General features: G+C 71.1%; 25 protein-coding genes and 1 riboswitch. Of the genes, 5 read left to right on the top strand and 20 right to left on the bottom strand.

The annotated features are described in order from the left end of the window. Position 1: 1 nt before the first annotated feature. From hisG to JEQ17_RS38550, 7 genes are all read right to left on the bottom strand, one after another. Positions 2–859 carry an ATP phosphoribosyltransferase gene (hisG, locus tag JEQ17_RS38580; protein WP_200399562.1) on the bottom strand — a complete coding sequence of 286 codons (858 nt, stop codon included), beginning with the start codon at positions 857–859 and terminating at the stop codon, positions 2–4. Between the two features lie 101 nt (positions 860–960). Continuing rightward, entirely contained in the window at positions 961–1,233 is a 273-nt protein-coding gene (locus JEQ17_RS38575; protein ID WP_031486114.1) for a phosphoribosyl-ATP diphosphatase, read from the bottom strand. A gap of 34 nt (positions 1,234–1,267) precedes the next feature. Continuing rightward, complete coding sequence (gene ribH / locus JEQ17_RS38570) at positions 1,268–1,753, bottom strand: 6,7-dimethyl-8-ribityllumazine synthase (RefSeq protein WP_200399561.1); 486 nt, start codon at positions 1,751–1,753, stop codon at positions 1,268–1,270. Positions 1,754–1,781: 28 nt separating this feature from the next. Continuing rightward, entirely contained in the window at positions 1,782–3,080 is a 1,299-nt protein-coding gene (locus JEQ17_RS38565) for a bifunctional 3,4-dihydroxy-2-butanone-4-phosphate synthase/GTP cyclohydrolase II (RefSeq protein ID WP_200399560.1), read from the bottom strand. Continuing rightward, positions 3,077–3,721, bottom strand: coding sequence for a nicotinamide mononucleotide transporter family protein (locus JEQ17_RS38560; protein ID WP_200399559.1), 645 nt, complete (start codon positions 3,719–3,721; stop codon positions 3,077–3,079). The genes JEQ17_RS38565 and JEQ17_RS38560 overlap by 4 nt, the downstream gene beginning before the upstream one ends. Next, positions 3,718–4,353, bottom strand: coding sequence for a riboflavin synthase (locus JEQ17_RS38555; protein WP_200399558.1), 636 nt, complete (start codon positions 4,351–4,353; stop codon positions 3,718–3,720). Before JEQ17_RS38555 ends, JEQ17_RS38560 begins: the two co-directional genes overlap by 4 nt. 153 nt (positions 4,354–4,506) lie before the next feature. Then, a riboswitch (FMN riboswitch) is annotated at positions 4,507–4,637 on the bottom strand. A gap of 377 nt (positions 4,638–5,014) precedes the next feature. Further along, positions 5,015–6,214 carry an ROK family transcriptional regulator gene (locus tag JEQ17_RS38550; protein WP_200399557.1) on the bottom strand — a complete coding sequence of 400 codons (1,200 nt, stop codon included), beginning with the start codon at positions 6,212–6,214 and terminating at the stop codon, positions 5,015–5,017. Between the two features lie 122 nt (positions 6,215–6,336). Between JEQ17_RS38550 and JEQ17_RS38545 the strand changes: the two genes are divergently transcribed. Continuing rightward, on the top strand, positions 6,337–7,551 hold the full coding sequence (locus JEQ17_RS38545; protein ID WP_200399556.1) for an MFS transporter: 1,215 nt from the start codon (positions 6,337–6,339) through the stop codon (positions 7,549–7,551). Positions 7,552–7,662: 111 nt separating this feature from the next. After that, positions 7,663–9,093 (top strand): uracil-xanthine permease family protein, encoded by a 1,431-nt coding sequence (locus JEQ17_RS38540; protein ID WP_200399555.1) that lies wholly within the window; start codon positions 7,663–7,665, stop codon positions 9,091–9,093. Here the strand turns inward: JEQ17_RS38540 and JEQ17_RS38535 are convergent. Continuing rightward, entirely contained in the window at positions 9,075–10,196 is a 1,122-nt protein-coding gene (locus JEQ17_RS38535; protein ID WP_200401941.1) for a glycoside hydrolase family 6 protein, read from the bottom strand. The two genes, JEQ17_RS38540 and JEQ17_RS38535, sit on opposite strands and share 19 nt — an antisense overlap. A gap of 173 nt (positions 10,197–10,369) precedes the next feature. Here JEQ17_RS38535 and JEQ17_RS38530 point away from each other — a divergent pair, with 173 nt between their 5' ends. Next, positions 10,370–11,068 (top strand): DUF5995 family protein, encoded by a 699-nt coding sequence (locus JEQ17_RS38530; RefSeq protein WP_200399554.1) that lies wholly within the window; start codon positions 10,370–10,372, stop codon positions 11,066–11,068. A gap of 57 nt (positions 11,069–11,125) precedes the next feature. Here the strand turns inward: JEQ17_RS38530 and JEQ17_RS38525 are convergent, their stop codons facing one another. Both JEQ17_RS38525 and JEQ17_RS38520 read right to left on the bottom strand, forming a co-directional pair. Further along, the gene (locus tag JEQ17_RS38525; protein WP_200399553.1) at positions 11,126–12,832 is read right to left on the bottom strand and encodes a flavin monoamine oxidase family protein; all 1,707 of its coding nucleotides are present in this window, start codon (positions 12,830–12,832) and stop codon (positions 11,126–11,128) included. 80 nt (positions 12,833–12,912) lie between these two features. Further along, on the bottom strand, positions 12,913–13,701 hold the full coding sequence (locus JEQ17_RS38520; protein ID WP_200399552.1) for a carbon-nitrogen hydrolase family protein: 789 nt from the start codon (positions 13,699–13,701) through the stop codon (positions 12,913–12,915). A gap of 331 nt (positions 13,702–14,032) precedes the next feature. Between JEQ17_RS38520 and JEQ17_RS38515 the strand changes: the two genes are divergently transcribed. Next, complete coding sequence (locus JEQ17_RS38515) at positions 14,033–14,692, top strand: Repetin (protein WP_200399551.1); 660 nt, start codon at positions 14,033–14,035, stop codon at positions 14,690–14,692. Here the strand turns inward: JEQ17_RS38515 and JEQ17_RS38510 are convergent. The 6 genes from JEQ17_RS38510 to JEQ17_RS38485 form a co-directional block, all read right to left on the bottom strand. Then, entirely contained in the window at positions 14,661–15,944 is a 1,284-nt protein-coding gene (locus JEQ17_RS38510; protein WP_200399550.1) for an MFS transporter, read from the bottom strand. The genes JEQ17_RS38515 and JEQ17_RS38510 overlap by 32 nt on opposite strands. A gap of 217 nt (positions 15,945–16,161) precedes the next feature. Further along, positions 16,162–17,688, bottom strand: coding sequence for an HAD-IA family hydrolase (locus JEQ17_RS38505; RefSeq protein ID WP_200401940.1), 1,527 nt, complete (start codon positions 17,686–17,688; stop codon positions 16,162–16,164). Positions 17,689–17,783: 95 nt separating this feature from the next. After that, positions 17,784–18,854, bottom strand: coding sequence for an ABC transporter ATP-binding protein (locus JEQ17_RS38500; protein ID WP_200399549.1), 1,071 nt, complete (start codon positions 18,852–18,854; stop codon positions 17,784–17,786). Between the two features lie 3 nt (positions 18,855–18,857). Next, positions 18,858–19,685, bottom strand: a complete 828-nt coding sequence (locus JEQ17_RS38495) for an ABC transporter permease (protein WP_200399548.1) — start codon at positions 19,683–19,685, stop codon at positions 18,858–18,860. Further along, positions 19,670–20,569, bottom strand: coding sequence for an ABC transporter permease (locus JEQ17_RS38490; RefSeq protein WP_200399547.1), 900 nt, complete (start codon positions 20,567–20,569; stop codon positions 19,670–19,672). The genes JEQ17_RS38495 and JEQ17_RS38490 overlap by 16 nt, the downstream gene beginning before the upstream one ends. Next, positions 20,566–21,714 (bottom strand): ABC transporter substrate-binding protein, encoded by a 1,149-nt coding sequence (locus tag JEQ17_RS38485; protein WP_200399546.1) that lies wholly within the window; start codon positions 21,712–21,714, stop codon positions 20,566–20,568. The genes JEQ17_RS38490 and JEQ17_RS38485 overlap by 4 nt, the downstream gene beginning before the upstream one ends. A 223-nt stretch (positions 21,715–21,937) precedes the next feature. Between JEQ17_RS38485 and JEQ17_RS38480 the strand changes: the two genes are divergently transcribed. Next, positions 21,938–22,687 (top strand): GntR family transcriptional regulator, encoded by a 750-nt coding sequence (locus JEQ17_RS38480; RefSeq protein ID WP_200399545.1) that lies wholly within the window; start codon positions 21,938–21,940, stop codon positions 22,685–22,687. Positions 22,688–22,915: 228 nt separating this feature from the next. Here the strand turns inward: JEQ17_RS38480 and JEQ17_RS38475 are convergent, their stop codons facing one another. The 4 genes from JEQ17_RS38475 to JEQ17_RS38460 form a co-directional block, all read right to left on the bottom strand. Continuing rightward, positions 22,916–23,368 (bottom strand): Lrp/AsnC family transcriptional regulator, encoded by a 453-nt coding sequence (locus tag JEQ17_RS38475; protein WP_055618648.1) that lies wholly within the window; start codon positions 23,366–23,368, stop codon positions 22,916–22,918. A 10-nt stretch (positions 23,369–23,378) separates the two neighbouring features. Then, complete coding sequence (locus JEQ17_RS38470) at positions 23,379–24,845, bottom strand: amino acid permease (protein ID WP_200399544.1); 1,467 nt, start codon at positions 24,843–24,845, stop codon at positions 23,379–23,381. Positions 24,846–25,277: 432 nt separating this feature from the next. Continuing rightward, complete coding sequence (locus JEQ17_RS38465; RefSeq protein WP_200399543.1) at positions 25,278–25,679, bottom strand: hypothetical protein; 402 nt, start codon at positions 25,677–25,679, stop codon at positions 25,278–25,280. A gap of 15 nt (positions 25,680–25,694) precedes the next feature. Then, entirely contained in the window at positions 25,695–26,219 is a 525-nt protein-coding gene (locus tag JEQ17_RS38460) for a GNAT family N-acetyltransferase (protein WP_200399542.1), read from the bottom strand. Positions 26,220–26,260: the final 41 nt, after the last annotated feature.

Below are 26,260 nucleotides of genomic sequence, written 5' to 3'. Positions count from 1 at the left end.
CTCAGAGGCGGCAGGCGTGGATGGCCGTGGTCAGGATGGCCCGCGCGCCGATGTCGTACAGGTCGTCCATGATCCGCTGGGCTTCCTTGGACGGGACCATGGCGCGCACGGCGACCCAGCCCTCGTTGTGCAGCGGCGAGACGGTCGGCGATTCCAGGCCGGGGGTGAGGGCGACGGCCTTCTCCAGCTGCTCGACCCGGCAGTCGTAGTCCATCATCACGTAGGTCCGCGCGACGAGGACGCCCTGGAGGCGGCGCAGGAACTGCTGCACCTTGGGCTCGGCGTCCTCGGTGGCCTCCGCGCCGGTGCGCCGGATGACGACGGCCTCGGACTTCATGATCGGATCGCCGAAGACCTCGAGGCCCGCGTTGCGCAGCGAGGTGCCGGTCTCGACGACGTCCGCGATGACCTCGGCGACGCCGAGCTCGATGGCCGTCTCGACGGCTCCGTCGAGGTGGACGACGGACGCGTCGATGCCCTTGTCGGCGAGGTACTTGGCGACGATGCCCTCGTACGAGGTGGCGACGGTCTTGCCTGCCAGGTCCTCGACCGCGTCGGCCGTGCCGGGCTTGGTGGCGAAGCGGAAGGTGGAGCGGGCGAAGCCGAGGGGGAGGATCTCCTCCGCGTGGGCCGCGGAGTCGATGAGCAGGTCGCGGCCGGTGATGCCGATGTCGAGCTTGCCGGAGGAGACGTAGATCGCGATGTCGCGGGGGCGGAGGTAGAAGAACTCGACCTCGTTCTCCGGGTCCACGATCCTGAGCTCCTTGGCCTCCCTGCGCTGCTGGTAGCCGGCCTCATGCAGCATCTCCCCCGCGGGGCCTGACAGGGAACCCTTGTTGGGGACGGCGATGCGCAGCATGAGGTCGGCTTCCTTTGTTCGTCCGTACGGCTGTTCGCTCGTACGGTGCGTGAGTGGGCGTGCTTCTCGGAGGTACGGCTCGGAGTTCTCGGAGTCGCGGCTCAGAGATGGGCGTACACGTCGTCCAGGGAGATGCCGCGGGCGACCATCATCACCTGGACGTGGTAGAGCAGCTGCGAGATCTCCTCGGCGGCCGCTTCCTTGCCCTCGTACTCGGCGGCCATCCAGACCTCGGCGGCCTCTTCGACGACCTTCTTGCCGATGGCATGGACCCCCTTGCCGACCAGCTCTGCGGTGCGGGAAGTGGCGGGGTCGCCGTTGGCGGCCTTGTGCTGGAGCTCGGTGAAGAGCTCCTCGAAAGTCTTCTTGGACATGGTGCTGCCCACCCTACGCGCAACCGCCGTTCGCTCAGCGCCAGGGTTCGGATACTGAGCGGAGGGTGGCCGCCGTCGCCACGGCGGCCGTCACCGCCTCGTGGCCCTTGTCCTCGTTCGAGCCCTCGATGCCCGCGCGGTCCAGGGCCTGTTCCTCGGTGTCGCAGGTCAGCACACCGAAGCCGATGGGCACGCCGGTGTCGATCGAGACCTGGGTGAGGCCCTGGGTGACGCCCTGGCACACGTACTCGAAGTGGGGAGTGCCGCCGCGGATGACGACGCCGAGCGCGACGACCGCGTCGTACCCGCGGCCCGCGAGGACCTTCGCGACGACCGGCAGCTCGAAGCTGCCGGGGACCCTCAGGAGGGTCGGCTCGTCGATTCCCAGCTCGTGCAGGGCGCGCAGCGCGCCGTCGACGAGACCGTCCATCACCTTCTCGTGCCACTGCGCCGCGATGACGGCGACCCGCAGGTCACTGCAGTTGCGTACGGACAGTTCGGGTGCACCCTTGCCGCTCACGTCTGTGTCTCCTCGTGCTTTTTCTTCGTTACTGGTTGCCGCAGGCGGACACGGTCGTCGTGTCCAGCCAGGGCAGGTCGTGCCCCATCCGGTCCCGCTTGGTGCGCAGATACCGGAGGTTGTGCTCGCCCGCCTGTACGGGCATCGGCTCGCGGTGGGTGACCTTGAGGCCGTGCCGGACGAGCGCGTCGGTCTTCTCGGGGTTGTTGGTCATCAGGCGCAGGCTGCGCACGCCGAGGTCCTCCAGGATCTGCGCGCCGGCCGCGTAGTCCCGGGCGTCGGCGGGCAGGCCCAGCTCCAGGTTGGCGTCGAGGGTGTCGTGCCCCTGCTCCTGGAGTTCGTACGCGCGCAGCTTGGACAGGAGCCCGATGCCGCGCCCCTCGTGGCCGCGGAGGTAGACCACGATGCCGCGGCCCTCCGCCTGGATGCGCTCCAGGGAGGCTTCGAGCTGGGGGCCGCAGTCGCAGCGCAGCGAGTGGAAGATGTCGCCGGTGAGGCATTCGGAGTGGACGCGTACCAGGACGTCCTCGCCGTCGCCGATCTCGCCGTGGACCAGGGCTACATGCTCGACGCCGTCCACGATGGAGCGGTAGCCGAAGGCCGTGAACTCGCCGAAGGCGGTGGGCAGTTGGGTCTCGGCCTCACGGCGGACCGTGGGCTCGGCGGAGCGGCGGTAGGCGATCAGGTCCTCGATGGAGATGATCGTCAGGCCGTGCTTGCGGGCGAACGGGATCAGCTCGGGCAGCCGCAGCATCCGGCCGTCCTCGCCCGCGATCTCGACGATGGCACCGGCCGGGCGCAGACCCGCGAGCCGGGCGAGGTCGACGGCGGCCTCGGTGTGGCCGTTGCGGACCAGGACGCCGCCGGGCTTGGCGCGCAGCGGGAAGATGTGGCCCGGGCGCACGAGGTCGCTCGCCTCGGCCTCGCCGCCGGCCAGCAGCTGGAGCGTGGTGGCGCGGTCGGCGGCGGAGATGCCGGTGGTCACGCCGTAGGCGGGGCCCGCGTCGACGGAGACCGTGAAGGCCGTGCGCATCGACTCGGTGTTGTTCTCGACCATCTGCGGGAGCTGGAGGCGGTCGAGCTCGTCGCCCTCCATGGGCGCGCAGATCAGACCGCGGCACTCGCTCATCATGAAGGCGACGATCTCGGGGGTCGCCTTCTCGGCGGCGATGACGAGGTCGCCCTCGTTCTCCCGGTCCTCGTCGTCGACGACCACGACCGGGCGGCCCGCCGCGATGTCGGCGATGGCCTGCTCGACCGGGTCGAGCGCGAAGTCCGAGGCGTCTTGATCATGGCCCGTGCTGTACCAAACCGGCGCGGTTGTCATGCCGGGGCTCCTTCCAGGACGGGCTGCCCGGCCTTGCGGGAGCGCAGCCACCAGTCGCGCATGCCCCACAGGACGAGCGCGCCGTAGATGATGTAGACGAAACCGGAGAAGGCGAAGCCGTTGGCGAAGTTCAGCGGCACGCCCACCAGGTCGACGAGCAGCCAGGCGAACCAGAACTCGACCATGCCGCGCGCCTGGGCGTACATCGCGACGACCGTGCCGACGAAGATGTACGCGTCCGGCCAGGGGTCCCAGGACAGCGTCGGGTAGGCGGTGAACAGGCCGCCGACCGCGAGGGTGCCGACTGCCGCGGCACCGAGGAGGTAGCCGCGCTCGCGCCAGGTGGCGAAGCGGACGGCGATGGAGCCGTCCTGCGCGCCGCCCTTGCCGCGGTTCCACTGCCACCAGCCCCACAGGGCGACGGCCATGACCACCAGCTGCTTGCCTGCGCTGCCGGAGAGGTGGGCGGTGGCGAAGGCCGCGAGGAGGATGGCGCCGGACAGGAACTGGACGGGCCAGGTCCAGATGGACCGCCGCCAGCCGAGCGCGAGGCCGATCAGACCGATCACGTTGCCGATCATGTCGGCCCACTTGATGTGCTGGTCGAAGAGCGTGAACGCCTCGGAGTTGAGCCAGTTCACGGCGTCGCTCCCTGGGTGCCGGGCAGCGCGGCCGGCTGCTCTGCTCGCGAGCCGAGCAGTCGCTCGACGTACTTGGCGATCACGTCGACCTCGAGGTTGACCGGGTCGCCGGGCTGCTTGAGGCCGAGCGTGGTCAGGTCGAGGGTGGTCGGGATGAGGCTGACGGTGAAGAAGTCGGGGCCCGCCTCGACGACGGTCAGGCTGATGCCGTCGACGGTGATGGAGCCCTTCTCGACGACATAGCGCGTGAGGTCCGCGGGGAGGGAGATCTTCACGATCTCCCAGTTCTCGGACGGCTTGCGCTCGACGACCTCGCCCGTGCCGTCCACATGGCCCTGCACGATGTGCCCGCCGAGGCGCTCGCCGACGGCCATGGGGCGTTCGAGGTTGACGCGGGAGCCGACGGCGAGGGCGCCGAGGCTGGAGCGGTCCAGGGTCTCCGCCATCACGTCGGCGGTGAACTCGTCGCCCTCGTGCTCGACGACCGTCAGACAGACGCCGTTGACGGCGATGGAGTCGCCGTGGCGGGCGCCTTCGGTGACTACGGGGCCACGGAGCCGGAAACGGGAGGCGTCACCGAGGTTCTCGACGGCGGTGATCTCACCCAGCTCTTCGACGATTCCGGTGAACACTTCCCGGGTCCTCCTGCCATTTCGGGCACGGACTCCGGGGCCTGTCGATGACGACAGATATGAGCGAGCGAGGACACCGAGGGCGACGCCGAGAGTAGGACGTGCCCGTGGGACACGTCGAAACAGACGGCGGCGCGCACGAATGCCCGCCCGCCGCGCACTGCCTCCCATCCGGACTTTAACCGTCGGTCCAGGAATTTCACCTGGTCAACCGGCCGCTGGAAGCGACCGGGTCGCGGACTGTAACCGCCGGTTCGGACTTTCACCGACCCCGGAGTGCGCTGCTTCTGGTACAGACTCAGTGTGCCACGCCTGATCGACGCCCATGCGGGCGAATGTTGTGGGCTGCCTCACAGGGTGTGGCGATGGACTTCACTGGACACTCGTGGCGGACCAACTACCTTTCAGACACAGCAGCTTATGATTGGTCCATACCTATTGACGCTTTGGTCTAGTCCTCTTTAGGGTCTGCGTTCACCGACGCCTCCACGGGCTCCGCGTTCGCCGGCCCGCCCCCAGAACGACCCGGCGGCGGTGACGGAGGCCCTTGCCCCGCCGCCGGGTCTCCGTTTCCCGGACATCGACCGCCCCCGTGCGCCGTCTCTCCAGGGACCGGCGTCATCCCTCCGGAGGCGGCCCTTCGCCTCTTCGTAGACGAGCGTCACCTCTCCGGAGGCGCGAACAGTTCGTCCTGGGCCCCGTCCCGCGCCATCAGCAGCGCCCCACGGAGCACGGCGCCGCCGCCCAGGGTTCCGGCCCGCACCTCGGTGGGCAGCGGCGACATACGGCCGACCCGGTCCCGGACGCGGGCGGCCAGCACCTCGCCGCCCGCGCCGCCGATCTCGCCCGCGAGCACCAGGCAACCGGGGTCGAGGACGGCGACGACGGACGCGGCACCGAGGGCAACGCGTTCGGCGAGCATGTCGAGAAAACCCGAGGCCAGGGGGTCCTCGGCATCGGCCCCGACCCGCGCCACGGCCTCCCGCACCAGCGCCGCCGCATACGGTTCGTGCGGCGCGGCGGGCGCCACGATCCCGTAGCGCCCCGCCAGTTCGGAGATCGCGGCGGCGCCCGCCAGGGAGTGGAAGCCGCCCTCGCAGCCCGTCGCGGACGGCATGCCGCTCGTGCCCGGCACCGGCAGGAAGCCGATCTCGCCCGTACCGCCGGAGGCACCCCGGCGCAGGACGCCGTCGAGGACGACGGCCGCGCCGATGCCGTGGCCGAGCCAGAGCAGGACGAAGGTGTCGCGGTCCTGTGCGGCCCCGTCGCGCTGCTCGGCCAGCGCCGCGAGGTTGGTCTCGTTCTCGACGAGGACGCGCGCCGGCAGTCGCTCCTGCAACGCCGCGGCGAGGCGGCGGTGCCATTCGGGCAGTCCCGAGGAGTCGCGGAGCTCTCCGGTGGCGGGGTCGATCAGCCCGGGGGCGCCGACGCCGATGGTGTGCAGCCGCTCGACGCCCGCCTCCTTGGCCGTACGTTCGACCAGCGTGACCGCCTGCTCGACGGCGGGCCCGGTGTCCGTACCGTCGCCGATCGGCACCGACGCCTCGGCCAGCACCGAGCCGAGCAGATCCGACACGAGGACGGCCACGCCCTCGGTCCGTACGTCCAGCGCGGCCAGGTGCGCGCGGTCGGCGACGATCCCGTACAGGCGGGCGTTCGGGCCGCGTCGCTGTTCGCCCGACTCCCCCACGACGCCTATGAGTCCGGCCGCGGCGAGGCGTTCCACCAGGTCGGCGACGGAGGGCCGGGACAGGCCGGTGAGCTGCTTCAACTGCCCTGCCGTCAAAGGGCCTTCCTGCTGCAGGAGGCGCAGGGCGAGCCGGTCGTTGATGGCCCGGGCGGTGCTCGGTGATGCGGGCATGCCGGGATCCTTCCAGATCGGGGGCGCCGGGGCGGCAGGGCCCGATACCGCCTATCTATCAGGCAGGGTCCCTGATAGTTTACGGCGGCACAGTGGGGAGAGGACAGGGAGGGACCGGGAAAATGGGTGAAGTGGTCTACGACCGGCGCGAGGTGAAGCACTCCCGGTACGCCGTGGCGGTGGTGTTCGCCGTGCACGGTGCCGTCACCGGTTCGTTCGCGACCCGCGTCCCGTGGATCCAGGACCACGCCTCCGTGAGCGCGGGCCAGCTCGGCCTGGCACTCGCGTTCCCGGCGATCGGCGCGTCCGTCGCGATGCCACTCGCGGGCAGTGTCAGTCACCGCTTCGGCGCCCGCAGGGCCCTGCGCGGCCTGATCGCGCTGTGGACGCTCGCTCTCGTCCTCCCGGCACTCGCGCCGAACCTGCTGACCCTGTGCATGGCCCTCTTCGTCTACGGCGCGACGGCGGGCATGGCCGATGTGGCGATGAACGCCCTGGGTGTCGAGATAGAGAACCGGCTCGACAAGTCGATCATGTCGGGGCTGCACGGGATGTGGAGCGCGGGCGCCCTGGTCGGCTCGGCGGCCGGTACCGTCGCCGCCCATCTGGGCTCGGACGCGCGTCTGCACCACGCGCTCGCCGCCGTGGCGCTCACGCTGATCGGCGTGGCCGCCTGCCAGTGGGTGCTGGACCTGCGTCCCACCGAGGACGAGGAACCGCCCCCGCGCTTCGCGCTGCCTCCGAGGTCGGCGCTGCTCATCGGTGCGATCGGCTTCTGCGCGGTGTTCGCGGAGGGGGCGAGCCTGGACTGGTCCGCGGTGTATCTGCGGGACGTCCTCGACAGCTCGGCCGGGGTCGCGGCCGCGTCCACGACGGGTTTCACGCTCACCATGGCGATCGCGCGGTTCGCCGGCGACTCGGTGGTGGACCGCTTCGGCCCGGTCCGCACGGTACGGGTCAGCGGCGCCCTCGCGACCCTCGGCGCGCTGCTCGTCGTACTGGCCCAGAACGCCGCGGCGGCCATGGCCGGCTTCGCCCTGCTGGGCCTCGGCATCGCCGTCGTCGTCCCGCTCTGCTTCGCGGCGGCCGGTCGCAGCGGCCCCAACCCGTCCCAGGCCATCGCGGGCGTCGCCACCATCACGTACACCTCGGGCCTGATCGCGCCGTCGGCGATCGGGGCCGTGGCGGACGCGACGAGCCTGGTGACGTCGTTCGTCCTGGTGACGGTGCTGACTCTCGGTCTCGCCTCGTTCGCGAACGTGCTGCGTGCCAGCGGCCGCACCGCCGGCGGGAAGGTCAGCCCGGCGGACGCGCCGGTTCCGGATCGCCGGCCCTGAACCGGTCGCCCTCCCCGCTCCGCCCTACCATGGCGCTGATCTTCACTTACGGATCTTGACGTCGGTCCGTCGACGTCAGGATCTCGACGTACAGAGAAAGCGGAACCCACCATGGACCTCGGCGTGCGCTGGAAGCTGCACGGTGACGGGCGCACGCCCGCGCCGGGGGCGGTCGTCCGCCCCGACGAACGGCTGTCGTGGCCGCGTACGGCCGGGCTCGGTGCCCAGCACGTGGTGGCGATGTTCGGGGCGTCCTTCGTCGCGCCGGTCCTGATGGGCCTGGACCCGAACCTCGCGATCATGATGTCGGGTGTCGCGACGGTGATCTTCCTGCTCGCGACCCGCGGCCGGGTGCCCAGCTATCTCGGCTGCTCGCTGTCCTTCGTGGGCGTCGCGGCGGTGATCCGAGCGCAGGGCGGCAGCAGTGCGACCGTGACCGGTGCCGTCTTCGTGGTCGGGGTCGCGCTGTTCCTCGTGGGTCTGGCGGTGCAGCGGTTCGGGGCGCGGATCATCCACGCCGCGATGCCGCCGATCGTCACGGGCGCGGTCGTCATGCTGATCGGCTTCAACCTGGCGCCGGTCACCGCCTCGACGTACTGGCCGCAGGACCAGTGGACGGCCCTGCTCGTGATGGTGTTCACGGCTCTGGCCGTGGTGTGCCTGCGCGGTTTCTGGTCACGGATCGCGATCTTCCTCGGGCTGGTCTTCGGGTACGGGATCTCCTGGGTCTTCGACCGCGTCTTCGGGCGGATCCACTCGGTCGACGCGAGCGGCAGACTCACCGATCACTGGCGGCTCGACCTCTCCGCCGTGGGCCGGGCCGACTGGATCGGGCTGCCGAACTTCCACGGCCCGTCCTTCGAGTGGTCGGCGATCCTCGTGGCGCTGCCCGTCGTCATCGCGCTGGTCGCCGAGAACGCGGGCCATGTGAAGGCGGTCGGCGAGATGACCGGCGACCCGCTGGACGACAGGCTGGGCACGGCGATCTCCGCGGACGGCGTCGGCTCGATGCTCTCCACCGCCGTGGGCGGCCCGCCCAACACGACGTACTCCGAGAACATCGGCGTCATGGCCGCGACCCGTGTCTACTCCACGGCCGCCTACTGGGCCGCCGCGGGCTTCGCGCTGCTCTTCGGCCTCTGCCCGAAGTTCGGCGCGGTCGTGGCCGCCATTCCGGGCGGTGTGCTCGGCGGGATCACGGTCATCCTGTACGGCATGATCGGCCTGCTGGGCGCGCAGATCTGGCTCAACGCCGGGGTGGACCTGCGCAATCCGCTGAATCTGGTGCCGGCCGCGGCGGGCATCATCATCGGCGTCGGCAACGTCACGCTGGAGTTCACCGACACGTTCTCGCTGAGCGGCATCGCGCTCGGGACGCTCGTCGTCATCATCGGGTACCACGCGCTGCGCGCCATGGCTCCCGCGCACCTCAAGTCGCAGGAGCCGCTGCTGGACGAGGGCACGTCGTCTTACGGCTCCGGCTCCGACTCGGCATCGGGCTCGGGATCCGACTCGGCGGGCGGTCAGCGTGCCAAGTCGTAGGCGTAGTCCGGGGTGAACGTCCCCGGGGCGCCCTTGCAGCCGTCGGACTCGCCGGGCAGCTTCACCCACAGGTAGGCGTCGATCCGCGCCTCTCCGGTGCTCATGGTCGGCGCCTGTCCGAGCTTGCGGCCCGCTGGGTCGCACCACTCGCCGTCGGCCGGGGCGCCGTTGCCGTTGCGGCTGGTGTCGATGACGGCGCCCAGGCCCGCGGGGCCGCCGAGGGCGTCGAGGGTCCGGCGGACGTACGCGATCTCGTCGCCCGTCCGGTTGAAGTTCGAGACGTTGCTGAAGATGCCGTCCGAGGAGGCGGCGGACGCGGCACCGGCCCGGCGCAGCAGTCCGGCCTGCTTCTCCGGGGTGTTCCAGTCGGAATGGCCCGCGTCGAAGTAGACCCGCGCCTTCGGGTTCGCCGCCTTGAGGACGCGTCCCGCGCGGGCCAGCGAGGCGAAGCGGGCGGCCCGGTCGCCCTCGGACAGGCAGTCCGACTGGGCGATCGCGTCCGGCTCCAGGACCACGATGACCTCCTCGGAACCGAGGCCCGCCGCGAACTTGTCGATCCACCCGTCGTACGCCCCGAGGTCCGGCGCACCGCCCTGCGAGGCCCCTCCGCAGTCCCGGTTCGATATCGCGTACGGGACGACGACCGGGACCCTGTCCTTCGCCGAGCCGGCCGAGGTGACCGCCCTGACGCGGGCGGTGATGTTCGACGGCGTGTAGTCCGCGAACCACACCGCGGCGGGCCGGTCGGCTATCCGGGACTCGATGAGCGGGCGGCGCGGGTCGTCGCGATGGTCACGGACCCAGTCGAGTACCTGGGACTCGGGATGGCGGTACAGCTGCACCGACACGGGCTCCGTCCTCGGTTTCGTCGACGCGCTCTTCGAGGGCTTCGGGCTCGGCTTCGCCTTCGTCGGGGAGGGCGACGGGGACGGTGAGGCGGACGTCTTCGAGGGCGACGGCGTGGGCACGCCGGGCAGCGGCTGCAGAAGCGGTGAGCTGGTGACGTCGGGACGCGCCTCGTCGCTGCCCCGACCGTCGTCGAGCGCGGACATCATCCCCGTCACGGTGCCGACCACGACGACCGCGGACGCCACGGCGACCATGGCGCCGCGCCGGGCGGCGCGCCTGCGCTCGGCCCTGCGTGCGGCCAGGCGATGGGCACGTTGCCCTGACACGTGGTGCTCCCCCCTCCGCCGGGTCCCGCGTGTTCCCCCGTTCTGGGGAAGCGCTCGGCCCGGCGGCCCTCGGCACAGCGTAGGCCTGGGACCCTGCCCCCATGGTGCCGTTGGAACAGTTCACAGCTCGCGTGCACGGCGTCGACGCGGTGGTGCACCGGATGCGTGCGCTGGGTGCGGCCTGGCCCGAGCGGGACGGTGTCGCGGTCTTCAACCGTGTCTACCTCGCCGTCACCGAGGAGGTCGACCGGCGCCTGGAGACAGGGCACTTCATCGACACCCGCGCCGCGATCACGCTGGACGTGCGGTTCGCCGAGCGCTATCTGGACGCCGTCGAGGCGGTGGCGGACGAGCGTCGTCCGCCCGCCTGCTGGCGGCCGCTGTTCCAGCTCCGGCGCCATCCCGGAGTACGTCCGCTGCAGTTCGCCCTTGCGGGCATCAATGCGCACATCGGGCACGATCTGGCGCTCGCGGTGGTGGACACCTGTCGTACGCTCGGCTGCGAACCGGCCGAGCTGGAGGACGAGTTCGATCGCGTGGGTGACGTCCTCGTCTCGCTGGAGGAGCGGATCCGCGAAGATCTGATGCCGGGCCCCGATCTCCTCCAGATCGCCGACCCGCTGACCCATCTGCTCGGCGCGTGGAGTCTGGACCGGGCGCGGGACGCGGCGTGGTCCGCCGCGCGGGCCGTGTGGGCGTTGCGGGAACTCCCCGACCTGGCCGGGGAGTTCGTCGAGCGGCTCGACACGGGGGTTGGCCTGGTCGGCCGGTGCTTGCTCACTCCGTTGGGAACGCTGTGATCTGTCTGCGGGCCGGTGGGGGCTGGTCGCGCAGTTCCTCGCGCCCCTTTGGGGCGCTCAGTCCTCGGGCAGTTCCACCGGGGCGATGTCGTCGTATACGTCGCCGGGGCCCGGGTTGGCCGGGTCCGTTCCGCCGCCGAAGTGGTGCATGACGCCCCATACGGCGTTGAGGGCGGTCTGTACGGCGCCCTCGGCCCAGCCGGCCGTCCAGGAGATGTCGTCGCCCGCGAGGAAGATGCCCCGCTTGTCCTCGGGCAGCCGGTCCTGCATGAAGTGGGTGAACAGGCGCCGCTGGTAGCGGTAGTGACCGGGCAGGTTGGCCTTGAACGCGCCCATGAAGTAGGGCTCGTTCTCCCAGGACACGGTCACCGGGTTGCCGATGATGTGCTTCCTGATGTCGACCTTCGGGTAGATCTCGCCGAGCGACTTCAGCATGACCTCCATCCGCTCGTTCGCGGACAGCGGCAGCCACTTCAGGCTGTCGTCGCACCAGGTGTAGGAGAGGCAGATGACGGCGGGCTTGTCCGGCCCGTCGTCGAGGAGGTAGGTGCCGCGCGTCATGCGGTCGGTGAGCGTCATCGACATGACGTCCCGGCCCGTCGGATTTCCCCTGTCGTCGACGGCCTTGTCCAGCCAGAACGGCCTGTCGACCGGCACGAAGAGCTTGCTCGACTCCATGTAGTGGGTGCGCTCGATCGCCGTCCAGTGGTCGATCGGGAAGAGCGCGTCGTCGCAGGCGACCTTGGACAGCAGCATCCAGGACTGGGCGGTGAAGATCGCCGCCCGGTACGTACGGATGTCGCCGGAGGCGTCGGTGACCGTGATCCCGTTGCCGGCCGTGCGGTTCAGACGGGTCACGGCGGGCCGCGGTGTCCCGTCGTGCAGGGTGGCGAGCGAGGTGCCGTACGCCCAGTGCACGATCTTCTGCGGCTCGCGCTCCCACAGGCGCAGCGGGAGCTGCTGGCTGCCGCCGACGATGCCGCGGTGGTGGTCGTCGGCCTCGGTGTAGACGACGCGCAGGATCTCCAGGATGGAGTTCGGGAAGTCGGTGTCCCAGCCGCCGGTACCGAAGCCGACCTGGCCGAAGATCTCTCGGTGCCGGAAGGACTTGAAGGACTCCGACTCGCAGAGGAAGCCGTAGAAGGTCTGGTTGTCGAGCTTCTCGACGAGCTTCGCCCAGATCTCGCGGATGCGCGGCACATCGCGCTCACGCATGGCCTGGTTCATGTCGGAGAAGTCGGCGCCCTCTTCGAGGCAGGCGTTCCACGCGTTCATCACGTCGCGGTAGACCTGCGGCAGGTCGTCGACGCTGGTCGCGTAGTGCGACTCGCCCTTGAGGTCGACGACGGTCGAAGGGGTCGCCTCGGCGAGGGGGTTGGGGAACGGCTCGGTCCGCAGCCCCACCAGGTCGATGTAGTGCTGGAGTGCCGTGGAGGACGGCGGAAAGCGCATCGCGCCCATCTCGGCGGTGAGGGAGGGGTCGCACCCGTCGAAGCCCACGGTCCGCAGCCGTCCGCCGATCCTGTCGGCCTCGTACACGACGGGCTTGAGGCCCATCTTCATCAGCTCGTACGCGGCCACGATGCCGGACAGACCGCCGCCGATGACGGCGACCTCGGTGCCGAGCTCGGTCGCCGGTATCTGGCCGAGGCCCGCGGGGTGCGCGAGGAAGTCGTCGTACGCGTATGGGAAGTCCGGGCCGAACATGGTGATCGGCGGCTGCGCGTCGGTGTGCGGGACGGCGGGGGGCACCGTGGACGTCATGGGGTACGGACTCCTTGCGGGGAAAGCTGGGTGGTGAGGCTGCCTGGGGGGCTGGGGCAGGCCCGGTGGATCGGGGGAGGTCAGACGAGGGACCCGTAGAGGCCGGGGCGGCGGTCCTTCAGATACGGGTTGGCCTCGCGCGAGGCGGCGAGGAGGGCGGGGTCCACGTCACCGAGGACGAGTTCCTCGCCGCGGCCTGCTCGGGCCCGGGCGCCCCCGTCGGGGCCGGCCAGCGTGGAGAGCCCGACGAACTCGAACTCCCCTTCCGCACCGACCCGGTTGACGTACGCGACGTACATCTGGTTCTCGAAGGCACGCACCGGTACGACGGACTCGGCGACGAACTGGAACGGGTGCATCTGGGCCGTGGGCACGACGAGGAAGTCGGTGCCGGCGAGGGCGTGCGCGCGGACGTTCTCCGGGAACTCCACGTCGTAGCAGATCATCAGGCCGACGCGGAGGCCGTCGAGCTCGGCCTGGACGACAGGCTCGTCGCCGGGCGTGAACCACTCCTGCTCGAAGCAGCCGAAGAGATGGGTCTTGCGGTAGTTGGCGAGGCGCGTGCCGTCGGCGGAGATCAGCTGGGCCGAGTTGAAGACCAGCTCTCCCGCGCGCTCCGGGTAGCCGTAGGCGATGGCCACGCCGTGCCGGGAGGCGATCTCGGCGATCTCGTCCGCGGAGTCACCGTCGGCGGGCTCGGCGAGCCGGCGCACGTCGGCGCCGATCGCGTAGCCGGTCAGGAACATCTCCGGGGCGGCGAGGAGCCCGGCGCCCGCGGCGGCGGCACGGCCCGCGGCCTCGTCGAGGACCTTGAGGTTCTCGACGACCGAGCCGGGACGGCCGGAGCTCTGGAGCAGGGCGGTGCGCATGCGTGTTCCTCACCGGGATCGGAGGCGGTTCGGGGGGCCAGATAGACGGTACGGGCGACGGGCTCGGGCGGACAAGGAGGAGCCGTTGCGCGCCGGTGAACGAATCGTTGCGTCCGTCGGCGGTACGGCGGCGATTCGTTGCGCGCCCCTGACCTGCGCCCCTGGGATGAAGGGCCTTCCTCCCAGGGGCGCAGGTCAGGGGCGCGCTCCCCCGCCGGGTGGCGGAGGCGCGGTGCAGCCTGCGGCGCGATGTGGCGCGGCGCCGGCGCCGGGACAGTGAGTGCTGTCCGCACCCGCCGTCGAACCACCCAACGAACCACGAAGGGCCGACATGAACCGCCGTACGAAGACCGCCGTGCTCGGTGCCGCTCTGCTCGTGACCGCCGGGGCCACGGGGACCGCCGGGACCGCCGGGGCCACCTCGTCCGCCACCGCCTCCACCACGCCGTCGACCGCCACCACCGGAGTGGCCTCAACGCCGTCCACTGCCTCGACCGCGTCAGCGCCCTCCGTCGCCTCCGCGTCCACCTCCGCGTCCGGTGAGCGTCGGCGTGAGGCCGCCGCGCTCACCGGCAGGGCGAAGCTGTACCGGTCGGCCGGGGACGACATCACGTTCTCCTTCGACGCGCATCTGGCGGCGAAGGACACGGACGATCCGCTGAAGGCCACCGGCACCTTCGAGTGGAGCCACTACGCGGGCGGCGACGGTGCCTGGGCGAAGGCCGAGGTGGACTGCCTCGTCACCGGCGGCAAGGTGGCCGTCGTCTCCGGTGTCGTCACCGATTCGGACCTGCCTGGCGCCAAGGGCAAGCGGGTCGGCATCACCGTCCATGACACCGGAGGGCAGGACCGGCTCGGGTACAGCTGGGCCTCCACCGGAAACCCCGTCGAGACGAAGGACCTGCCCAAGTGCGTCGGCTCCGCGCCCTTCGAGAAGGTCAAGAAGGGCACGGGAGACTTCACGGTCGTGCCTTGGAACCCGAAGTTCTAGCCGCGCGGGCGGCCCCCTTCCCGCTGGCCCTCTTCCCGGCCGCCGCCTTTCCGACGGCCGCCAGCAGCGCGGCCGTCACGAGGTAGGGCACCGCGAACAGGGCGAAGGCGGCACCGTGCGTGGTCGCCGACCCGATCACCCCGTAGGTGCCGTACACGGCGATGGTGGTCAGGTCGGTGCCCACCCCGGCCACCGAGGTCAGGGTGGCCCGGCCGGTTCCGCCGATCCGGTCCTGGAGCCGGGCGTCGGCCAGCACGCTCGCCAGCTGGAAACCGCAGAAGGAGAGCGCCACAAGGCCGATGCCGGCCGGGGTCCGCACCCACGCCCCCGCGGCCAGTGCCACCGCGGAGACCGCGAGCAGACCGGCGAACCCGCCCGTGCCCAGCCGCCTGCCCGCGCCGGCCAGCAGCCCGCCGACCGTCGCCCCCGCCCAGATCAGCAACAGCCAGTTCGGGACCGCGCTCTCCGCGACGCCCGTGTCGCGGACGAGCAGCGGTGTGTACTCGTCGAGGGCGCCCCACACGGCGGTGACGGCCGGGACCAGCAGCAGGGCGCCACGGACGGACCGGTCGCCACGGGCCTCCGCGAGCCCGGCCCGCAGCGTCCGGGTCCAGCCGTCGCGCCGACCCATTGCAGCGTCAGCCGGTTTTCGGTGCTCCGGGAAGCGTGCCGCGGTGGCTGCCGCCAGCAGACAGGCCAGCACACTTGCGAACCCGACGGCCGGGTAGCCGCCGAACGCGAACACCGGGCCGGTCCCCGGCATCGCCGCCATCACGGCCACGAGCCCGGCCGCGCGGGCCCGGCCCATGACGGTCGCGTACCGGTCGGCCGCGCCGAGCCGGTCCAGCTCCTCGTACACCAGCGCCTCCAGCGCGCCGGAGCCGAGCGCTCCCTTGGCGCCCCAGAGGACGAAGCCGAGGGCGAAGGCCCAGTACGACGGGGCGAGTACCCACAGGGCGAATCCGGCGGCCGTGAGCAGCGGTCCGAACCAAAGGAGCAGGCGCCGCGACACGGCGTCGGCCCAGGCGCCGGACGGGATCTCCAGCAGGACGCCGGTCAGCGCCCACAGGCAGAACAGCGAGGAGATCTGCCAGACCGTGAGCCCCGTGTCGCTGAACAGCAGGGCGTAGACCGGGTAGAGCAGGACGAAGTCGTCGAGGAACGCGTAGCCGTACAGCGTGGTCGTCAGCCGCCGGACGGCGGGGCCGGAGCCAGGGCCGGTGCCGGGCACACGCGCAGGTGAGAGAGTCATGAGGCCTTCCCGTAGGGACCGCAGGGACAGTTCGGACGCCGGAGATACGGCGTCCGAGGCGGTCCTCGGGCCCCTCGGGAGGCACGGCTGGTGGATCAATGTCGCCAGGTCATGACAGCAATGCTAGGCGCTCAGCCGGGGGCGCGGTGATTAATTCTGCGGGCCGGGTGAGGACTGGTCGCGCAGTTCCCCGCGCCCCTGAAGGGGCGCGGGTCGCTCAGACGGGACCCCTTTCACGACCCAGCGCGAACGTCGTGATCACCGCCGCGTGGTCCGACGGCCAGTCGTTGCCCTCGACGTCGGGCCAGGTGCGCGGGGTGCCGGTGACGAGGGTGCGGGAGTCGAGGACCCGGAGCCCGGCGCCCGCGTACAGCACGTAGTCGATCCGGTCCTGCGGTTCCGGGCGCCCGCTGCCGTCCTCGTGCTCGGTGTGGACCGGCGACCAGGTGTGGCCGGGGCTCCCGACCGGGTCGGGGTGCGCCTCCCGGTAGGAGTCGCGCAGGCCGGCCTCCTCCGCGGCCCTGGTCACGGGCCACTCGGCGTCCTCGCGGTCCAGGTGGGAGGGTGCGTTGAAGTCGCCGACCAGAAGGACGGGAGTGGTGTCGCGGGCCGCCAGGTCAGGGGCCATCGCGGCCAGGATCTCCCGTACCTGCCCCAGCCGTACGGACTCGTGGGCCGCCAGTTCGGGCGCGGGGAGCCCGTCGAAGGAGGCCTCGTACGGGCCGTACGGCGTGTAGTCGAGGTGGGCGCTCCACAGCACGACGTCCTGGCCCACGCCGAGCGTGACGCGTACACCGGTCGCCCCGTAGAAGCCGGGGTCCGCGGCGCCCAGCCGGCCGGTGATCGGATACCGGCTGATGACGCCGAGGTTCTCGCCCGCCTGGTGGTACTCCCAGCCCAGCGCGTCGGCGAGTTCCCGGGCGGCGGTGCCGTACGTCTCCTGCAGCCCGACCACGTCGACACCGGCCTCCAGGATGATCTTGAGCTGCTTCTCGCGGTGATGGCGGACCTTGGTGCCGCCGAACCAGAGATTCCAGCTCATCACGCGAAGTTCACGCAGGTCGGACGCGTCGGGGAGGCCGGGGATGTCCGGGCGGCCGGACGGTTCGGGCAGGCCGGACGGTTCGCGGGAGGTGATCATGTCGCGCAGTCCGGTCGGGGTCACGTCCTCCAGGCTCTCGCGGACCGTGCGGCCGGGCGCGGCGGCGATCGGGGCGAGCGACGGCACCGCGAGCACCGTGCAGCCGGCCGCCTCCGCCGAGGAGACACCGGTCCTGGTGTCCTCGACGGCCACGCAGGAGGCGGGTTCGACGCCGAGGGCGCGGCAGGCGGCGAGATACGGGTCGGGGGCGGGCTTGGTGCGCGGGGTGTCGTCGGCGGTGACGGTGACCGCGAAGCGTCCGGCGCCCAGGCCCTCGACGACGAGGTCCGCGATGGCGCGCGGCGACGCGGTCACCAGAGCGGTGGGCACGCCGTCCGCGGCCAGGGCGTCGAGGAGCCGGAGCGCGCCGGGCCTGGCGACGACACCGGAGCGCACCCGGACGGCGAACTCCCGGTGCAGATCGGCGGCGACCTCGGCGAACGGGGCTTCCGTGGCCCGGCTCAGCATCTCGGCGGTGTGCTCGACGGGCCGCCCGAGCACGTCCTCCTCGTCGGCCTCCGTGAGCGACCGGCCGAGCCCCGCCGCGACGTGCTCGACCGCCTCCCACCACAGCCGCTCGGTGTCCACGAGGGTCCCGTCCATGTCGAACAGGACGGCCTGGAGCGGCTGTTGGGAACGGCGGGGGGTGTGGCCGGCCGGGGTGGTGTGGGGGATGTGGGGGGTCACGCGGCTCTCTCTCACAGGCGGTCGGCGACCAGGACGGGACGCTCCGGCAGGCTCACGGTCACGGCGGTGCCCGCGCCCAGCGCGGCGGCCTCGTGGGTCGGCAGGTCGGCCTTCACCTCGGTGCCGTCGGCGAGCCGGACGGTGACGCGGGTGGCCGCACCGAGGAAGGCGGAGGAGACGACCCGGGCGTCCGAGGTGTCCTCGGCCGTCACCCGCAGCGCCTCGGGCCGCACGAGCACGTCCACCTCCGGCGAGGCGGGCGCTTCGCCGTCGACCGGCAGCCGCTGCCCGAGCACCTCGGCCGTCCCGTCGGTCACCCGGCCCGGTATGCGGCTCATCGTACCGACGAACTCCGCGACGAACGCGGTCGCGGGCCTCCCGTACAACTCCGCCGGAGCGGCGCACTGTTCGAGCCGTCCGGCGCGCATCACGGCGACCCGGTCCGCCATCGACAGGGCCTCCTCCTGATCGTGCGTCACGAACAGGGTGGTGATGCCGAGTTCCTGCTGGAGCCGGCGGATCTCCTCGCGCAGGGTGAGCCGCACCTTGGCGTCGAGCGCCGACAGCGGTTCGTCGAGGAGCAGGACGCGTGGCCGAAGCGCGAGCGCGCGGGCGAGCGCGACGCGCTGCTGCTGACCGCCGGAGAGCTGGTGCGGGAAGTTCCCGCCCTTGTCGCCGAGCCCGACGAGTTCGAGCAACTCGGCCGCGCGCGACTGCCGTTCGGTCGTAGGCACCTTGCGCATCCGCAGCCCGAAGGCGACGTTGTCGAGCGCGCTGAGGTGCGGGAAGAGGCTGTACGACTGGAAGACCATCCCGGCGTCGCGCCGGTGGGCCGGGACGCGCGTGACGTCCTCGCCGTCGACCAACACCTCGCCGGAGTCGGGGTGTTCGAACCCGGCGAGCATCCGCAGGGCCGTGGTCTTGCCGCAGCCGGAAGGGCCGAGCAGGGCGAGGAGTTCGCCGGGCCGTGCGGTCAGGTCGAGCCCGTCGAGGGCGACGGCCTTGCCGAACTCCCGGCGCAGGCCCCGGAATTCGACGGTGGCGGCCGTCGTGGCCGTTTTCTCAAGCGTGGTTGCGGTCATGGTTCATCCCCGGGGAGCGGTACGGGAGCGCCCGCCGAACCCGGCGAGCGCGAGAAGGAGTGCCCACGTGACGAGCAGGCTGAGCACGGACACGGCGACGGACAACTGGGCCTGCGAACCGCTGACGTTGACGATCCACACGGCGAACGGCTGGAAGCCGAGCAGCTGGGCGACGGTGAACTCGCCGAGCACCAGGGCCAGTGTGAGGAACGACGCGTTGAGCAGCGCCCCGCGCAGGTTCGGCAGCACGGCCCGTACGAGCGCCTGCGGCCAGCCCGCGCCACAACTGCGGGCGGCCTCGACGAGGGTGCGTACGTCCATCGCGCGCAGCCCGGCGTCCAGGGCCCGGTACACGAACGGCAGCGCCATCACGACGTACGCGAGGACGAGGACGAACGGGAAGTCGGGGTTCTGGATCGACACGAACGTCTGGAACAGCGGGGTTCGGGAGAGGTGTTCGGGCCCCCACTTCAGGACGGTGCCGATCCCGGCGACGAACGCGATGGGCGGGACGACGAGCGGCAGCGAGCAGACGATCTCGACGACGGGCCGCAGCTTCGGCGCGCCGAGCCGCAGCGCGACCATCGCGGGCACCATCAGCAGCAGCACGATCGCGATGGTGGCGGCGGCCAGTTCCAGCGAGAGCAGCAGACTGGAGACGAACCCGTCGGTGCCGAAGATCTGCGTGTACGCGTCGAAGGTGACGCCCTGCCCCGGCACGTCGACGGTGAAGACGACGGACGCGGCCAGCGGCACCAGGAAGTAGAGCGCGGCACCTGCGAGGACGACCCCGCGCCAGGGACGTACGGACCGGTTCAGTTGTCGAGCCATCGCGCGCTCCGTCGTTGCAGTGGCAGGTACACGGCCATCACCAGGCCCGCGACGAGGACCATGTCGAGGCTGAGGGCGAGCGCCACGTTCTCCTGGCCGACCAGGACGTTGCCGGAGATGGCGTCGGCGATCTGCAGGGTGACCAGCGGGACCGAACTGCCCACCATGGCCGCGGCGGTGGCGTACGCGGCGAAGGCGCTGCCGAAGAGCAGCACGAATCCGCCGAGGAGGGAGGGCGCGAGGACGGGCAGGGCGATGTGCCGCCAGTACTGGACGGCGGTGGCCCCGTTGTTCCGCGCGGCCTCGCGCCACTGGACGCGCAGTCCGTCGAGGGCGGGAGTGATGGTGAGGACCATCAGCGGGATCAGGAAGTAGAGATAGACGATCACCAGCCCCGAGAAGCTGTAGAGGTCCCAGCCCTTGTCGGCGAGGCCCAGGTGCCGGGTCAGCACACCGGAGTTGCCGAGCGTGGCGACGAACGCGAAGGCCAGCGGGACACCGCCGAAGTTGGCGAGCACGCCGGACGCGGTGAGCACGGCCTCGCGCAGAGCGCGGAAGCGGGAGGTCACCACGGCCTGGGCTACCAGCAAGCCGAACACCGTCGAGATGACCGCCGAGACGGCGGACAGCTTGACGCTGCCGAGCAGGGCGGTGAGATACGCGCCCTTCAGCGAGGCGGTCAGGTTCGCCGTGGTGTACGAGGTCGCCCCGGTGGCCGGGTCCTTGACGGTGAACGCGCCGTTCAGCATGGCCAGCGCGGGGATCCCGAAGGCGAGCGCCACGAAGGCGAGCAGCGGGACGACGGCGAGCCAGCCGGGCGCGTGGCGCCGCCGCTTCTGGGAAGCGACAGGCGCCACGTCCACACGGGTGAGGGTCGCGGTCATCCGGAGACGGCCTTGCCCCAGCCCTGGCCGAGCACGGTCTTGGCCTTGCTCTGCTGGGCCTCGGTCGGGAAGGCGGGCGTCCCGGAGACCTCGGGGAGCTTGGCGGCGGCGGCCTTGTCGAGCGTGCCGGCCTTCTCCATGGCGGTCATCAGGGCCGGGCGGGCGTATCCCTTGAGCCAGAGGTTCTGGCCCTCGGCGCTGTAGAGGTACTCCTGCCACAGGCGGGCGGCCGCCGGATGCGGGGCGTCCTTGTTGATGGCCTGCGAGTAGTACTGGGAGAACTTGCCGTCGGACGGGACCGCGACCTTCCAGTCGAGCCCCTTCTTCTTGAACTCGTCGGCGTAGCCGGCGTTGAGGTAGTCCCAGTCGATGCTGATCGGCGTCTCGCCCTTCTCGACCGTGGCGGGAGTCGACTCGACGGGCGTGTAGTTGCCGTTCTTCTTCAGCTTGGCGAAGAAGTCGAGGCCGGGCTGGATGTCGTCGAAGGAGCCGCCGCTCGCGAGGGAGGCCGCCCAGACGCCGCCGAAGGCCGAACCGGACTTGGTGGGGTTGCCGTTGAGCGCGACCTGCCCCTTGTACTGCGGCTTCAGCAGGTCCGCGAAGGTGGTCGGGCAGGTCTTCACGCGCTTGGCGTCGCAGCCGATGGAGATGTAGCCGCCGTAGTCGTTGAACCAGCGGCCCTGCGCGTCCTTCTGCCCCTCGGGGATGTCGGCGAAGCCCGCGACCTTGTAGGGCGCGAGGAGTCCCTGCTGGGCGGCGCTGAGCGCGAACGAACTGCCGAGGTCCAGGACGTCGGGCGCCCGGTCCTGGCCCTTCCTCGACGTCACGGCGTTGATCTCGTCCTGGCTGCTGCCGGCGGGGTTCTCGACCTCGATCTTGATGCCGTACTTCTTCTGGAAGCCGTCGATGAGGGCGCCGTAGTTGGCCCAGTCGCGGGGCAGCGCGATCGCCTGCAGCGTGCCTTCCTTCTTGGCCGCCTTCACCAGCGCGTCCATGCCGCCGAAGGCCTCCGCGGAGGTCGCGGTGGCGGCGCTCTTGCCGTCGGTGGTGGTGGAGGCGTTGTCGTCGGGGGCCGCTCCGCAGGCACTCAGGGCGAGTGCGGCGGCGCCGACGAAGACGGCTGTTCTCGGCAGGGACACGTTCACGGTCTTCTCCAGGGGTGCGCGCAGGGGTCACACGAGACTGAGAGCTTGTCAGCACAACTTGTCTGAACAAGTTGGCCTCAGTAGGCCCGGCGTTGATGTCCTGTTCGTAAACTCTGGCGAAACCATGGCCCTTGATTTCACTGCCACTCGCCGGGTGCACGTGTCACCCTTGATCGTCGTCTAGGCTGGTCAAGCGGTACACACCTGCGCACAGAGGGGGAGCATGGCGACGCGACACGAGGAGATCGCCGAGGAACTCAGACGGGCGATCGACCGCGAGGAGTACACCGTGGGCAGTCGACTGCCCGCCGAGACCGACCTCGCGGCCCGCTACGGCGTCTCCCGCGGTACCGTCCGCCAGGCCGTCGCCGCCCTGACCGCCGAGGGCCTCATCGGTTCCCGGCAGGGCGCGCGCCGCGTGGTCCTCGCGAGCCGCCGCAGCCAGTCCTTCGAGGAGCTGCGCAGCTTCGCCCAGTGGGCCCGCGCGATGGGCCGCGAGGCGACGGGCCACGTGGTGTCGTCGCAGTACCGCCCGGCCACCCCCGAGGACTCCGTCCGCCTCCAACTGCCCACGGGCACCCCGGTGTTGCACGTCCTGCGCGTACGCGGCCTGGACGGCGAACCGGTCCTCCTGGAGCGCACGGTCTACGCGGCCTGGATCTCCCCCGCCGTCGAGGCCGTCGAACCGGACTGCCCTTCGGTCACCCAGCGCCTCTACGAGGACACGGGCCTCGTCTTCGCCTACGGCGAGCACGTCATCGACGCGGTGGCGGCCGGCGCCCAGGACGCCGACCTCCTCGACGTCCGCCGCACCAGCCCCCTCCTACGAGTCCGCCGCGTCACAACAACCCGCGAGGGCCGCCCCGTCGAATGGTCCGACGACCGCTACCGCCCGGACGCCATCACCTTCAGCGTCCACAACTCAATAGCGAACAACGCCTTGGCAAGACAGTCGGGCCAGTCAGACTTCTGACCGACGACACGGACGGCGCCGTTCTTGTCTTTCAGGGGCGCGGGGAACTGCGCACTCAGCCACGACGAACCCGCACGCAACCGCGGACGGAAGCGCCCCTGTTTTTAGGGGCGCGGGGAACGGCGCAGTCTTCAGGGGCGCGGGGAACTGCGCAGTCTTCAGGGGCGCGGGGAACTGCGCGATCAGCCACAACGAACCCGCAGCCGCAACACCACCCCACACAACCCCCTACGTGGGCGACCCCGAAGAAAACCTCCGCAACAAAGGCGAAAGCACCAACACGGACTTCGTCCGCTCCACAAACGGCTCCCCGGCAATCCGCTCAAGCACCCGCTCGAAATGCCGCATGTCAGAAGCGAAGACCTGAACCATCGCATCCGCCTCCCCCGTAACCGTGGACGCGGCAACAACCTCCTGATACCGCTCAAGCCCCCGCTGAATCGTCTCCGGCGAAGTGTTCCGCCGGCAGTAGATCTCGACGAACCCCTCGGTCTCCCACCCGAGCGCAGCCGGGTCGACCCGAACGGTGAACCCGGTGATCGCCCCGGTGGCCCGCAACCGGTCCACCCGCCGTTTCACCGCGGGCGCGGACAGCCCCACCTCCTGCCCGATGTCGGCATAGGAGCGGCGGGCGTCCTCGGCGAGGGCGTGCACGATGCGTTCGTCGAGATCGTTCAGCACTGCGGGTGGATCACTTCTCTGGAGTGGCGAGATGGGAGCGGCGATAGCCGTAACTGAAGTAGAACACGAGCCCGACGGCCATCCAGACCCCGAAGACGACCCAGGTCACGGTGTCGAGGCTGCCCATCATCCACACGCAGAAGGCGAAGCCCAGCGCGGGCATCACCGGCGACAGCGGCACCCGGAACGTACGGGGCATCTCGGGCCGCGTACGCCGCAGCACCACGACGGCCACATTGACCAGCGCGAAGGCGAACAGCGTGCCGATGCTGGTCGCGTCGGCGAGCTGCCCGAGCGGAATCGCGGCGGCGAGGACACCGCAGAACAGGGACACGATGACCGTGTTGACGCGGGGCGTTCCGGTCTTCGCGTGGACGCGCGAGAAGGCCTTCGGTACGAGCCCGTCGCGGGACATGGCGAAGAGGATGCGGGTCTGCCCGTAGAGCACGGTCAGCACGACACTGGCGATGGCGATGACCGCGCCGGCCGCGAGCAGCGTGCCCCAGAAGGCGTCCCCGGTGACGTCCTTCATGATCCCGGCGAGCGCGGCCTCCGAGTCGGTGAAGCCCTGCCAGGGCTTCGCGCCGACGGCGACGGCCGCGACGAGCACGTACAGCGCGGTCACGATGATCAGGGAGAGCATGATGGCGCGCGGCAGATCACGCTGGGCGTTCTTGGCCTCCTCGCCCGCCGTGGAGGCCGCGTCGAATCCGATGTACGAGAAGAAGAGGGTTGCTCCGGCGGCGCTGACGCCCGCCATGCCGAGCGGCATGAAGTTATCGTAGTTGCCGGAGCGGAAGCCCTGGACGCCGATCGCGCAGAACAGCAGCAGCGCGGCGATCTTCACGACGACCATGGCGGTGTTGGCGCGCGCCGACTCGCGGGCACCGCCGAGCAGGAAGGCCATGGCGAGCAGTACGACGATGAGCGCGGGCAGGTTGAAAATGCCGCCGTCGCCGGGTGGCGCCGAGAGCGCGTCCGGGATGGTGACGCCGATCGTGCCGTCGAGCAGTTCGTTCAGGTACTCGCCCCAGCCGACGGCGACGGCCGCGACGGAGACGCCGTACTCCAGGACCAGACACCAGCCGCAGATCCAGGCGATGAGCTCGCCCATGGTTGCGTACGCATACGAGTACGAGGACCCGGCGACCGGGATGGTGCCCGCCAGCTCGGCGTACGAGAGGGCGGAGAAGAGCGCCGTGAGTCCGGCGATCACGAAGGAGACGGTGACGGCCGGGCCGGCCTTGGGGACGGCCTCGCCGAGCACCACGAAGATGCCGGTGCCGAGCGTGGCGCCGATGCTGATCATAGTCAGCTGCCAGAGGCCGAGGGAGCGCCGCAGGCTGCCGCCCTCGCCCTGGCCACCCTCCGCGACCAGGCTCTCCACGGGCTTGCGGCGCATCAGGCGCGCGCCGGCTCCCGGGGGCTCGGGGGTGGGGTGACTGCGGGACTGCGGGGGTGCGCCGTGGTCGAGCACGCGGCTGGCTCCTTCATCGCTGCCGGTCAGGGCGGCGCGGCCCCACGGCAGTCCGAAGGAAGGGGACCACCGTGCACGGGGTCCCCGCCACACTACGTTCAGCGCATGACTCTACGAGGACAGCCTTTCCAGCCGTAATGCAGCAACCTTGCGCGCCTCCGCAAGATCGTTGCGTTGATCGCGGACAGGCGCGTGTTCGTTGCGCGGACCCTTTCGACCGTTGCGCGGACCCGCCGCCCGGCCGCCACCGAGGCCCTTCACCCGACCGTCGCACAGGCCCGGGAGACCGCTCGTGTCGGCCCGCCGCCGGACCGTAGGGCAGACCCGGAAGCCACTCGCGCAGGACGTCCCTCCGCTCGCCGCCCAGGCCCGCCACTCGACCGCCGCCCGGGCCCGCAGCCCGATCGCGGCGCAGGCCCGGAGGCCGCTCGTTCAGGCCCCGTCCGGCTCTCCCGCGAGCGCCCGCGCCTCGGCCACGTCGTCCTCGTCGAAGCCCAGCTGCCCGGGCCGCCCATGGGCATGGACCGCCGCCTGCTCGTCGATCCACCGGTTGTGGGCCTCCCAGGCAGCCTGCTTGCTGGTGCCCAGGGCCGCCCCGATCTGCGACCAGGACGCCCCGGCCCGACGCGCCGCGCGCACGCTCAACTGGCGCCCGTACGCGGCCTTGCGGGCCACCACTTCGCTCAGCGCGAGCAGTTCGAGCAGCTCGCCCCGGTCGAGGGCCTCCTCGTCGCTCCCCGCCCCGGCCAGCGACTCACGCACCCGCAGCTCGTCGAGACGGGCCACGGCCGTCCGCAGCGTGTACTGGGGCTCGATGCTCTGCGGTGTCGTCATGACGCCAGCGTCTCGTCAGGCAGGCTTGACGTCAAGAGGGCCTGACGACAGATCCTTGACCAGGAAGACGCAGGGGTCGGCGCACTCCTGGCGCACACCGTCCACGTCGAGATACGCCCAGCGGTCGACGTACGGCACGGTGGGCCGGTAGCCGAGCCGGGCGTAGAGCCGCGCGGCCGTCGGGTTGTCGTCGCCCACGCCGAGCCCCATGAGCCCGGTGCCGCGGGCGAGGGCCTGTTCCTCGGCGGCACGCACCAGTGCCGTTCCGATGCCCCGCGAGCGGAGCGAAGCGGGCCAGACGAACAGTCCGTTGAGCTCGGGACAGCCGGGCTGGACCGCCCGCACCTCGGGAGCCTCGCATCCGGTCCAGCGGACCTCCGCGTGGCCGACGGGCAGTCCGTCGAGCCAGGGGATCAGATAGCTGCTGTCGCCCGCCTCCTGCCGCGCGAACCGAGCCCCGTGGCTCCCGTCCACGCTGTGCGAGGGCATGAACCGCTCCAGCACCGCGATGTCCTCGGCCCGGCAGACGACGATCCTCATCCGCCCGACCCTAGCGACACCGGGAAGCGGCACGGCCCCCG

It is taken from the genome of Streptomyces liliifuscus, from assembly GCF_016598615.1.
In the GTDB taxonomy this organism is placed as follows: Bacteria; Actinomycetota; Actinomycetes; order Streptomycetales; family Streptomycetaceae; genus Streptomyces; species Streptomyces liliifuscus.
This window is presented reverse-complemented; position numbering and strand designations above follow the sequence as displayed.

Excerpts from the sequence above, each read along its gene's own strand:
- hisG (WP_200399562.1), bottom strand. The coding sequence starts at position 859 with ATGCTGCGCATCGCCGTCCCCAACAAGGGTTCCCTGTCAGGCCCCGCG.
- JEQ17_RS38575 (WP_031486114.1), bottom strand. The coding sequence starts at position 1,233 with ATGTCCAAGAAGACTTTCGAGGAGCTCTTCACCGAGCTCCAGCACAAG.
- JEQ17_RS38565 (WP_200399560.1), bottom strand. The coding sequence starts at position 3,080 with ATGACAACCGCGCCGGTTTGGTACAGCACGGGCCATGATCAAGACGCC.
- JEQ17_RS38550 (WP_200399557.1), bottom strand. The coding sequence starts at position 6,214 with ATGCCCGCATCACCGAGCACCGCCCGGGCCATCAACGACCGGCTCGCC.
- JEQ17_RS38545 (WP_200399556.1), top strand. The coding sequence starts at position 6,337 with ATGGGTGAAGTGGTCTACGACCGGCGCGAGGTGAAGCACTCCCGGTAC.
- JEQ17_RS38540 (WP_200399555.1), top strand. The coding sequence starts at position 7,663 with ATGGACCTCGGCGTGCGCTGGAAGCTGCACGGTGACGGGCGCACGCCC.
- JEQ17_RS38535 (WP_200401941.1), bottom strand. The coding sequence starts at position 10,196 with ATGGTCGCCGTGGCGTCCGCGGTCGTCGTGGTCGGCACCGTGACGGGG.
- JEQ17_RS38530 (WP_200399554.1), top strand. The coding sequence starts at position 10,370 with ATGGTGCCGTTGGAACAGTTCACAGCTCGCGTGCACGGCGTCGACGCG.
- JEQ17_RS38525 (WP_200399553.1), bottom strand. The coding sequence starts at position 12,832 with ATGACGTCCACGGTGCCCCCCGCCGTCCCGCACACCGACGCGCAGCCG.
- JEQ17_RS38520 (WP_200399552.1), bottom strand. The coding sequence starts at position 13,701 with ATGCGCACCGCCCTGCTCCAGAGCTCCGGCCGTCCCGGCTCGGTCGTC.
- JEQ17_RS38515 (WP_200399551.1), top strand. The coding sequence starts at position 14,033 with ATGAACCGCCGTACGAAGACCGCCGTGCTCGGTGCCGCTCTGCTCGTG.
- JEQ17_RS38510 (WP_200399550.1), bottom strand. The coding sequence starts at position 15,944 with ATGACTCTCTCACCTGCGCGTGTGCCCGGCACCGGCCCTGGCTCCGGC.
- JEQ17_RS38505 (WP_200401940.1), bottom strand. The coding sequence starts at position 17,688 with ATGGACGGGACCCTCGTGGACACCGAGCGGCTGTGGTGGGAGGCGGTC.
- JEQ17_RS38500 (WP_200399549.1), bottom strand. The coding sequence starts at position 18,854 with ATGACCGCAACCACGCTTGAGAAAACGGCCACGACGGCCGCCACCGTC.
- JEQ17_RS38495 (WP_200399548.1), bottom strand. The coding sequence starts at position 19,685 with ATGGCTCGACAACTGAACCGGTCCGTACGTCCCTGGCGCGGGGTCGTC.
- JEQ17_RS38490 (WP_200399547.1), bottom strand. The coding sequence starts at position 20,569 with ATGACCGCGACCCTCACCCGTGTGGACGTGGCGCCTGTCGCTTCCCAG.
- JEQ17_RS38480 (WP_200399545.1), top strand. The coding sequence starts at position 21,938 with ATGGCGACGCGACACGAGGAGATCGCCGAGGAACTCAGACGGGCGATC.
- JEQ17_RS38465 (WP_200399543.1), bottom strand. The coding sequence starts at position 25,679 with ATGACGACACCGCAGAGCATCGAGCCCCAGTACACGCTGCGGACGGCC.
- JEQ17_RS38460 (WP_200399542.1), bottom strand. The coding sequence starts at position 26,219 with ATGAGGATCGTCGTCTGCCGGGCCGAGGACATCGCGGTGCTGGAGCGG.